This is a genomic window from Flavonifractor plautii ATCC 29863 (assembly GCF_000239295.1).
Lineage (GTDB): Bacteria > Bacillota > Clostridia > Oscillospirales > Oscillospiraceae > Flavonifractor > Flavonifractor plautii.
In genome coordinates this window covers 1-9,083 of sequence record NZ_JH417732.1, presented here as the reverse complement: position 1 = coordinate 9,083, position 9,083 = coordinate 1, and the positions used below count along the sequence as shown (strand labels likewise).

Below are 9,083 nucleotides of genomic sequence, written 5' to 3'. Positions count from 1 at the left end.
TTCAATTTGCGAAAATTATTGTACCTTATCAAATGATGCCATCGTTCCTGTAATACATTCTGTCAAAATCAAAATTGTCGCAATAAAATATAAACAAATTATATGTGGATAATTCTCAAATGCATAAGCCACTAAATACCCTAATATCAATACTGAAATAATTGGAAATATGCTAAAAACATACGAAAGATAAACTTTTTTTACATTCTCGTCTGAGTTCCTTTTTTCTAGCAATTCTTTGTCCGTCTGAAATACGGTAATCGCTAACGCGACGATTGCTAATACAACAGTAAAGCCAATATTTATCGTGTCAGTTAGCACCTCACGAGTAAAACTATTCCAATTCATTATTCCGTAATATAATGCAACTAAATTTATTAAACATATCAATACCCCAGAAATTCCTCTACTAATTTTACTCGAGAAAAAAATACTTGGCGGCACGCTGTTATTCTGTTCATTTCTGTTATTTTGATTTTTTCTTCCCATCTCTATTTTTCCTTTTTAGCTTAAAAAACTTTCGTACTATTTGGCAAAACTCAAAGTAACTGAATAGACCACTGTCCTTTTGTTTTGATAAGATTTTATCCCTATATAATACACTGTTTCGTTGCACCAAATTCCGATTTGTCGATTTGTTTATAATCATATTTTACCATACAGACTTTAAGAAAGCTATTCATTTTCTCTGAATTTTAGGAATAGTAAGGGCTACTGTCTATCAAAGTTTTTCGTGCTACTTTACCACACATGAGCATTGCTCCCGGCACTGTTTCAACAGTTCCTCTGTGCTCTCTTCTCCACTGACGGAGAGCATACGCATCTGCTCTGCTTCCACATAAAACCGGATGCCAAACCGATTCCAGGCAATGACTTGCTCGGCATTTCGGGCCCGAATTATCTTTTTCAGTTCTTTCTCAAACTAGCTGGGGTAAAAATTGCGCCGGATGGTCTGTGCTGTGTAAAGTGGATGGACATAGGGGTCATCCGTTTCAAAGTCAAACAGCCCGGGCCAGTAGATACGGACAGCGCCGCCGAAGCAGGACCATTCATCCCCAACGATCCGGCTGAACTCATAGGTCACGTCCCAGTCGATGACCATTACATGGGCGCTGCCAGCCAGATCTGAGGCCAGCTCGCGACCGTCAACCAAATATCCATTTTGCCCAAGCGCGGGGTTTTTGGCCTAGGAGACCACAACAACTGGCAACCATCGGTCTGGGGCACACAAAAAGTCGGCCAGCTCGCCAACCTGTTGTGTGGTAATACGCTGAAGGCCTGTCGAAAGCTGGCGGCCATCATTCAGGCCCACCTCATCTATCAGTTGGCCCACAAATGCCAGCGGTCCGGACGCGGGCTTCGCTTTGGCACCGGGCTCCCGGAGAAAAGCGGTCTCCCGGACCGCAAGAAGCAGACTTTGGCGGTATGGCATGATCTCGGCCTCGACGGTGTCCCGGATGCCGTTCTCAAACACGGAGGAGCGGAGGGTAAAGAAGTGCTCTTCCGGCTGGTAGATGGCCGCAACAGACCGCCCTGTTTTTGCTGATTTACTTACGGTCGCCGGAAGCTCCGGGAGCGGAATGCAGTCGATGACCTCCCGGCGCAATCCAGGCATAGAGAATCCACGCTGCGGTCATAAATTTTTCGTCATTGATCCCGTCCGATTTATTGCCGATCAATGCCGTGAGCTGATAGATACTTTTCATTGAATTTCTCTCCATGACTGGAGCCGTTCAGAAAGCCCCCGATTTTTCTTTGCTATTATTTAGTATATATCCTTCAGGGAATATAGATGATAATTGTAAAGAATTAGACCACTCGCCCAGTACCTCAGACTTGGGGAGAGCCGTATTTTTACCGATATCCAGCAAAACAGCCTGCCTTGTCTGCGGAATATGGGCCAGGATCTGCTGGGCGTAGGCCGAGGCAGACAGGTCGCAGATGCAGAACATAGAGCGGTCCATCAGCTCCAGAATCGTGCTGATGCGGCAATCGACAGCAGGGATACCCCCAATGCTTTCGGCGGCATCACATGGCGGACAGAATTCGGCCTTCAAGTCATATAGTTCACTAGAACCAGCATCCCAGGCCACAGCTCTTGTTGGAATTTTATGATAGAGTGGTATGGATTGCTGCAGTGCGAACATAAATCCGGAGTGGACGGTCTCGGCCTCCAGACAAAATTGGTCAATTTGATACCGCGTCATTAAAAAGCGGATACAGTTTGAAAAAACACATAGGTTTTTATAGTTGGCATCGCCCAACGCAAAAATACTACATACCGATAACTTTTGAGGGATTTTGGGAATACAGGAGCTTATGGAATCCAGTTGCTTCTGAAGATTTTTGGTAACAGCAGCTTCAATCTGTTGCACACGGGACACAGTCAAATTGAGGTGCATTGCAATCTCTTTCTGTGTGTATCCTGACTTTCGCATTTGAAAAACAAGACGTTGCCGCTCGGGTAATTGCTCAGAACTGGCAAGGATAACCTGCTCCAGCTCTGGTGCTGTGACATTGATGATCTGAACTCCAGCATTCCTTGCGGAATTAAGGACGAAATCATCCCGATCAAAAAGGTCTTCATAAAAGCCATTGATGACGTGAGTAGACTGCTTGACCATCCATTGGACAGTTCTTTTTAGGACTTTGAGTGGATTTCTGTCTTTGGATACGGAAAGCGGAAGCAGCCTGTCCGCGATGAAAAAGAGCGGGTGGGTCCATTTGTCTGTCAAACGCTGTTCCAGCTCTAAACGGTCCGCAACCAAGGTCAAGGTCACTTTTTGGGGCGCACACTGTTTGGCCCTCAGAGCGGCCAGCAGACACAAAGCATAAAATGGCTCTGCGGATTTCCATAAATAGAGCAGAAACTCCACAGAAGCATTTTCTTCAACCAAATGGTTGACTGCGGCCTGCAGCCTAAGCTGTACATCATGGCCGTAGATATGGCGGTGTCCCAGAAATGAACATACGGCCATCATGCATCCTCCGCCGGGAACAGATAATAGCAGGTTCCGGCGCTCGGGGTGTGCCGAAGCTCCGCTATCTGATCCGCCTCTATACAGTTTTTATTGTACTCCCGAGCATACAGAACCGCATTTTGTAGGGCAGCCGTATTGATCCGGTCGCTCCAGGGCTGTTGGGCACAATTCAAAAGCTGAAAAAGCGGGAGGCAGCTCTGCTCATACTTGAAAAAGCGGAATCCGCATGTCTTGTCAATCCCGTTCTCCCGGTCATATGGATTGAGCACAGCTATCTTTACAGTTTCCGGAAGAAGGCTGTCACAAATAGGGTATGCAAGCGCCAGGACCCACCCAGCTTTCTCTGTTCTCAGCCAGAAAACCCCATTTGCCAGACGGTCATGCTGGAGTGGAGCTCCCCACGGAGTTTCGGTTGGGATCGGGAACTCTCCAAAATACTCCGGGCAGACCTCCATCCCCCGTACCCAAACTTCTAGTAATGATTCTCCGTCGGGCAGAGGGAAATTATGATCTACAAGATACTTATCAATTTCATAGGTCATGACCCACCGGGACTTGTCAAAATAATCTGCATTGCAGTACACCACAAGGACTTCTGGGGATGATTCCAGCGGTATCCCATAGGCTTTTGCAGTGAGTGGGATGGCGGGAGAATCTGCCATTACCACAAATAAGTCGGAGCATATAAATTGATCGAGAGGAATGGGAACTGTCAGGATTCTGAAAATGCCTGGACAGAGCTTTTCCACCGAGCGGATTTTCCCATATCTACTCTCAAAAGCGTGGACATTAAATGGGAGATCGGAAATTGGGACCGAGTGTTCCATTGCAGCTCCTCCTTATATCTTGAAATCTGCCACAGACCGCATTCAGGTGTCGCCCGTGGTCATATTTTACTTTCATCCAGCAGTGGCTGTATACGACAGAGAATTTTGCTGGATTACCCGTATACAGGTAATCTGAGGTATGATTATTGCTATCATGAAGACACTAAACTGCGATGGGGGGGTCTTCAGATAGCAGCGAGAGAGCAGTATGCACAGATTCTTGTTAATAGGATTTTGGCGCTATGCAAAAGCAGAGGCATCTCTGTCAATAAGTTATCAGAAATGAGTGGAGTTAGCCAATCCACTCTTGACAATTTGGTAAATGGCAAGACATTCAACCCCAGAATATGTACCCTCCATCGAATCGCTCTTGCATTTGGCATGACCGTAAGTGAGTTTTTGAACTTTAAGGATTTGAACGATTTTTCTTTTGAGGATATCTTGGACGATTGAAGACAGGTACAGCAGTTTGAAGTGCCTGTCTTCTTTTTCTGCATTGTATCACAGAATACGGTGTATTACTACATCATTATTTTTACCGCTGGCAGACTAGCTGCTCAAATATTGCAGCTGTCCAAGCTCATCAACACGGTCATCCAGGGGAGGATAAGACCAGGCCAACACACGAACGATTTCCAGCGGCTTGTCCTTCAATGGATCGAGCTCCCAAAATCGCCCGTGTTCATAGGCCGCGCCGATACAGATAAAGCCGATCCCCGGCTCATAAAGTTTCGCCATGATATACGTCGCTTCTATCGGCTTTACTTCCGTCGGGGAATACCACCGGACGACGGAGAAAGACTGATGATCGGGTAGTTCTAATATTTTGCGAATCTGCTCCCGCTTGAAGCTGCTCATGGCCCTGGATAGGTCCAAAACATCGAAGTTCTGGGGTATCCAGTCTTTCGATTCCACCGATATCTCCTCCTATGTGTTTTTGAATTAGTATATATCGCTAATACATAGTATCATAAGAGAAAGGCGGAATGTGGAGAAATTTGTCGAAAAAAGAAAGACTGTGCGGTTTAAGGCACAGTCTTTCTCATTTTTATGGACTGCTGAACCAGGAAATCAAGTGTTTCCAAAATCCGGTTTTGCTCTTCTGGTGGCAAATCTCTCATTTTATCCAACAGCATATAGCTTTTGTACTCTAGAGAGTGCGTGACCACATCGCAGAAAATTGCGTCAGCGGAGGTTTCAAGCGCATTGATGATAGCCACCAGCTTTTCATAGCGTGGAAACGAGGCTCCGCGCTCAATCGTCGAGATATAGTTAGTCGCCACACCAAGTTTTTCCGCAAACTGTTCCTGTGTCAAACCGAGTTGTTCTCTGCGCTGTTTGATCCGCTTTCCAACACGCTTATCAATCATCCTGCTTGCCTCACTCTCCTATATCATTTCCTACATTGTTCATGATTAGTATAGGGTGAAACGATTCAGTGATACAGAATCGCTAATATTTAGTGTGTGGGTTTAAGATATAGTTTGTAGAGAGCAGAATGGTGTATTTCAAAATCGTTTTGGCCTCTAAAAAGAGTCGTTCTGGACGGAAAAGAAAGATTTCAAATGCTGTTTCCCCAAAAGAATCTGATGCAGATGTATAAACACGCACAAAAATTGTGCAGCAGCCATGTTCTGGTACGGAAGACTACTCTGCATGGAAATGAATGAGAAATTTATATTGGATTACGCTGCTTTCCCATAAAGGTCGTGGTTGACCTGGGAGGCATAGTGGCTCTCCATGGTGACGGGGGCATTGTAGAGCACCGTCAGGAGGTATTGCTTTACGTTCCTGATCTCCGTGGTATTCCTCTGGAGGCAGTCAAATACAAAGCGGATATGCTCACCGTCCAGCTTCAGCAGCCTGGATTTGACTACCGCCTGGGGGATGTCGTTCCCTGCAATCCGAATGCTTCTCCTGGTGGAACAGACCGTCTCCATCATCAGCTCCACCATCTCATCCAGACGACCTACATCCCAGGGGTGCTCCCGCACAAAGTCATCATAGCGGATGTTCTCCTGGATCATGCTTCGGTAGGCCGCCATCTCACGCTCATCCATGCTCCGCCCTCTCTTGGGAATCGCATCCCGTCCTTTCGCTTCCAACGCGGGAGGCGTGGAACAGAAGGGAAAGGATTCTATACTTGGTAATTCAGTATTTTCTATATTCGTCTTTTCTGAGTCTTTCTTTATTTGCGTTGGCTTCTCCGGCGACGTGAAGGCCGTGGACGGTTTTCCCGCCGTCGGGTTTTCCGACGACGGATCAGCCGCAGACGGCCCCTTCGGCGGCAGCTCCTGTGGAATGGGCCGCTCCCGGATGATGTACTCATTGGAGCTGAACTTCCCGTCACGGTCCGTGGTCTGGCGGCGCTGGACATATCCGGCCCGTTCCAGCTCCACCACGGCTGCCCGGATGGCGTCCTTTCCCTCCAGGCTGATGCGGGACAGGCCGGAGAGGGTGTAGTCCCAATCCTCCGGCAGTGAGAGCATGAGGGAGAGAAGCCCCTTTGCCTTGAGGGAGAGCCTCCGGTCCCGCAGGTGGTAGTTGCTCATCACAGTGTAATTCTGGGTGCGCTCCACACGAAAAACTGCCATAGTCACTCAACTCCTGATTTTAGTATAATCGCGGCTTTTGACCGCTTTTTAGTACAAATTCATATTGCGGCCGCAAGGCGCCCGCCGCATGGATCTATAAAAAGGGGCGGAGGCATGGAGCATGCCTCCGCCCGGATGCTATTCGCTGTAATAGTCGGGCCGCGCAATCGACACAAACCCGCTCTTTCCGGTAATGACCACGTTGTCCTGGCTGAACGCGCAATGGACAATGAGCAGCTCTCCGTTCTCATCCCTGCCGCCCACAATACCCACGTGCTCGTCGCCTGGGTAGAAGACCAGATCCCCAGGGAGGGCCTCATCCCAGGAGATTTCCGCACAGTAATTGTGCTGCATGGTGGCTCCACCCCCGTGGCCTATGATGTACTCGCCGCCTGTCACATTGTAGAATACCCAATCGACGAATCCACTGCAATCCATCCCGTAGGGCCGGTAGGTCCCGGTAGTGGAGCTGCCTGCCGCAGTGACCTTCTGAATGGTTCCCCAGCGCTCATCCCAGCCTAAAACCAGGGACTTGCCGCCCCAGAAGTAGTTCACCTTGCCCACCAGGGAACAGGCGGTTTCCACCACAGCCCGCCGCTCTGGAGACAGATCCTCCGGGAGCGCGGCCAGCAGGGCCTTGGCGTCCGGGTCGGAGATCATCAAGTCGCCCGCCAGTGCGGCCAGGAGATCCCGGTTTTCCAGAAGCTCGTCCAGCGCCTCATTTTGGTCATCGGTGAATTGATAGAACACCCGCATATCGTCCGGCGTCCTTGGGGTGATGGTGATGTGCAGGATGGACTCCGTCCATCCGCTGTCCTCTCCAGTTCCTGTGTGTTCTATGGTCTCCACCTGGGTAGTGAGCTTCGTCATATCCCAGAACACCGTCCGCAGCCGTTCCACCCGCTCCGGGTCCAGTACCGCCACGTCCACGCCGTCCTCCGCTCCGGCTGTCCGGGCGGCGAACACGGCCAGCACCTCCGGCCAGCCAGGAGGCTGGCCATGCACCTCCACGCTGTCATACGTCCCGCCAGCCTGCAGCTCCTCCAGCCGGTCCACCAGTTCACGGTTGAGCTGGGCCACGGCCGCTGATGGGGAGACGGCGTCCGGGGCGTTCCCGCCGTCCGCGAAAAAGATGCCGAAGGGTGAGACGATCAGGATTCCGACCAGGCACACCACGACTACGAGCGCAAGAACGACCCCGCCGCCCGCCGCGAGGGCGGAGAGCAACGCCTGAGCGGCGGCAATGACGGCCTTGGCCGCTGCCACGGCGGATCTGGCTGCTGCTTTGGCAGTTACAGCCGCTGTCTGGGCCGTGGCGCGGACCGCCTGGGCGGTGTGCCGGGTGAGGTCTGCGGCGGCCCGCATGGTTCCGGGGGCGGCTCTTGCCGTCCGCTCCGCCGTTTTAGCCGCCTGACCCGCCGTCTTGATGGTCCGCCTGGAGGTGTGCTCCGCGGTCTTTACTGCGCCGCGCGGAGGGCGTGGATCTCCCTTTGATACGGACAGGCCCTTTCCTGGAACGGTATGTCCTTGAGATATCCGACGTGCAGGCGCTCCTGATGCGGAGGCTGGGCGCGGTGAAGCGCAGCTGTTCCTCCCAGCTTTCCCACCAGCTTTGTGAGACGAAGCCACTCTGCCGTCACTCTGAGGCGCGGATTTGACCTCTGGCCGACCACGCCGCTGTACCAGATCCCTGGCCGCGATCCGCCCCTGTTCCCGCCCAGCCGCCTGCCCAGCTTGGGAGGGCGGTTCAGTGGGAGGGACAGATTCCCCTTGGAGATAGGTTCCCTTCGTTTTGACGGCAGGCTTGGAGGCCGTCTGTGCGGGCTGTCCTTGCGCCGGAGTGGCCGAAGAGGGCCTGACTGCCTCCCGTGTCTTGATTCTTGGTCGCTGTTCGGCAGAGAGGTGCGCTGGGGTGTCCTCTGCCGGGGCAGGCGGCTCATTTGGGGCAACGTCGACGGAGGACCCGCCGCGCTTCTTTTTACCTTTTCCAAGCAGCCGTTCCACACGGTGCTCCGCCTGGCGCACTCCACTGGCCGCGGCATCCTCAATCTGGTCGCCGCCATAGCGGTCTGCCTGCCCGCCCTGGGCGGTATCCCGGAGCTGCCCCCTCAGCCGCTCGACGCCGTCCTCCAGCCCGCGCCGGGCCAGCTCCTTGGGCGCCGCCTGTATCTTCTCCTTGAGCTGCTTCTGTACCGTGGGTTTTTCTTTTATCGTTTGAATGGAGTATCACCTCCCGCGAAGAGGGGGCAGGGCCCAGGAGGGCCCCGCCCCTTCTACATTATACCGCCGCATCTGCTTCGGAGGGCTTCGTACTCATGAGCCGGTAGAGGTTATTCTTGGGGAAATGGTCCATAAAGGGCACGATGGCGCTGCCGCACTTGATGAGCCCCCGGCCAAAGTCCACATTGGTGATGTAGGAAAGCTGGTTGTCCGAGATATTGAGCAGGCGGGCCAGCTCTGCCCGGTCTGTGCTCGCCTGGTTGAGCATGACCAGGAATTCGCTGTTGGCCAGCATGGTGCGGGCCGTATGGGACTGGAGCAGGTCGTCCACATTCTGGGTCAGGCCGGTGCAGCAGGCCCCGTACTTCCGTACCCGCTTCCAGAGGGTGAAGAGGAAGTTGGCGCTGTACTCATGCTGGAACAGCAAGTGGGCTAAACTATAGACGCCTTACCGCCTCGCG

10 protein-coding genes and 1 pseudogene are annotated in these 9,083 nt (G+C 51.9%); 1 reads left to right on the top strand and 10 read right to left on the bottom strand.

Going from position 1 to position 9,083, the window contains the following annotated elements:
- Positions 1-15: 15 nt before the first annotated feature.
- From HMPREF0372_RS19650 to HMPREF0372_RS07625, 5 genes are all read right to left on the bottom strand, one after another.
- The gene (locus tag HMPREF0372_RS19650; protein WP_155116986.1) at positions 16-489 is read right to left on the bottom strand and encodes a hypothetical protein; all 474 of its coding nucleotides are present in this window, start codon (positions 487-489) and stop codon (positions 16-18) included.
- 433 nt (positions 490-922) lie between these two features.
- Positions 923-1,153, bottom strand: a complete 231-nt coding sequence (locus tag HMPREF0372_RS07640; RefSeq protein ID WP_155116985.1) for a hypothetical protein — start codon at positions 1,151-1,153, stop codon at positions 923-925.
- 33 nt (positions 1,154-1,186) lie between these two features.
- Complete coding sequence (locus HMPREF0372_RS07635; RefSeq protein ID WP_007490428.1) at positions 1,187-1,615, bottom strand: hypothetical protein; 429 nt, start codon at positions 1,613-1,615, stop codon at positions 1,187-1,189.
- 118 nt (positions 1,616-1,733) lie between these two features.
- Positions 1,734-2,978: a sigma factor-like helix-turn-helix DNA-binding protein gene (locus HMPREF0372_RS07630; protein ID WP_039996900.1), complete on the bottom strand. Its 1,245-nt coding sequence runs from the start codon at positions 2,976-2,978 to the stop codon at positions 1,734-1,736.
- Positions 2,978-3,808 carry a hypothetical protein gene (locus tag HMPREF0372_RS07625; RefSeq protein ID WP_007490424.1) on the bottom strand — a complete coding sequence of 277 codons (831 nt, stop codon included), beginning with the start codon at positions 3,806-3,808 and terminating at the stop codon, positions 2,978-2,980. The genes HMPREF0372_RS07630 and HMPREF0372_RS07625 overlap by 1 nt, the downstream gene beginning before the upstream one ends.
- Here HMPREF0372_RS07625 and HMPREF0372_RS21020 point away from each other — a divergent pair.
- Positions 3,764-4,261 (top strand): helix-turn-helix domain-containing protein, encoded by a 498-nt coding sequence (locus HMPREF0372_RS21020; protein ID WP_319638419.1) that lies wholly within the window; start codon positions 3,764-3,766, stop codon positions 4,259-4,261. The two genes, HMPREF0372_RS07625 and HMPREF0372_RS21020, sit on opposite strands and share 45 nt — an antisense overlap.
- A 96-nt stretch (positions 4,262-4,357) precedes the next feature.
- Here HMPREF0372_RS21020 and HMPREF0372_RS07620 read toward each other — a convergent pair whose 3' ends face one another.
- The 5 genes and pseudogenes from HMPREF0372_RS07620 to HMPREF0372_RS07600 all read right to left on the bottom strand — a co-directional run.
- Complete coding sequence (locus HMPREF0372_RS07620; protein WP_007490422.1) at positions 4,358-4,723, bottom strand: hypothetical protein; 366 nt, start codon at positions 4,721-4,723, stop codon at positions 4,358-4,360.
- Between the two features lie 110 nt (positions 4,724-4,833).
- Positions 4,834-5,178 carry a helix-turn-helix domain-containing protein gene (locus tag HMPREF0372_RS07615; protein ID WP_007490421.1) on the bottom strand — a complete coding sequence of 115 codons (345 nt, stop codon included), beginning with the start codon at positions 5,176-5,178 and terminating at the stop codon, positions 4,834-4,836.
- Positions 5,179-5,493: 315 nt separating this feature from the next.
- Positions 5,494-6,402 carry a DUF6017 domain-containing protein gene (locus tag HMPREF0372_RS07610; protein ID WP_007490417.1) on the bottom strand — a complete coding sequence of 303 codons (909 nt, stop codon included), beginning with the start codon at positions 6,400-6,402 and terminating at the stop codon, positions 5,494-5,496.
- A 138-nt stretch (positions 6,403-6,540) separates the two neighbouring features.
- The gene (locus HMPREF0372_RS07605; protein ID WP_007490414.1) at positions 6,541-7,767 is read right to left on the bottom strand and encodes a C40 family peptidase; all 1,227 of its coding nucleotides are present in this window, start codon (positions 7,765-7,767) and stop codon (positions 6,541-6,543) included.
- Positions 7,768-8,680: 913 nt separating this feature from the next.
- A pseudogene (locus HMPREF0372_RS07600) lies at positions 8,681-9,052 on the bottom strand (hypothetical protein); the annotation flags it as partial.
- Positions 9,053-9,083: the final 31 nt, after the last annotated feature.

Excerpts from the sequence above, each read along its gene's own strand:
- HMPREF0372_RS19650 (WP_155116986.1), bottom strand. The coding sequence starts at position 489 with ATGGGAAGAAAAAATCAAAATAACAGAAATGAACAGAATAACAGCGTG.
- HMPREF0372_RS07635 (WP_007490428.1), bottom strand. The coding sequence starts at position 1,615 with ATGCCTGGATTGCGCCGGGAGGTCATCGACTGCATTCCGCTCCCGGAG.
- HMPREF0372_RS07630 (WP_039996900.1), bottom strand. The coding sequence starts at position 2,978 with ATGGCCGTATGTTCATTTCTGGGACACCGCCATATCTACGGCCATGAT.
- HMPREF0372_RS07625 (WP_007490424.1), bottom strand. The coding sequence starts at position 3,808 with ATGGAACACTCGGTCCCAATTTCCGATCTCCCATTTAATGTCCACGCT.
- HMPREF0372_RS07615 (WP_007490421.1), bottom strand. The coding sequence starts at position 5,178 with ATGATTGATAAGCGTGTTGGAAAGCGGATCAAACAGCGCAGAGAACAA.
- HMPREF0372_RS07610 (WP_007490417.1), bottom strand. The coding sequence starts at position 6,402 with ATGGCAGTTTTTCGTGTGGAGCGCACCCAGAATTACACTGTGATGAGC.
- HMPREF0372_RS07605 (WP_007490414.1), bottom strand. The coding sequence starts at position 7,767 with ATGCGGGCCGCCGCAGACCTCACCCGGCACACCGCCCAGGCGGTCCGC.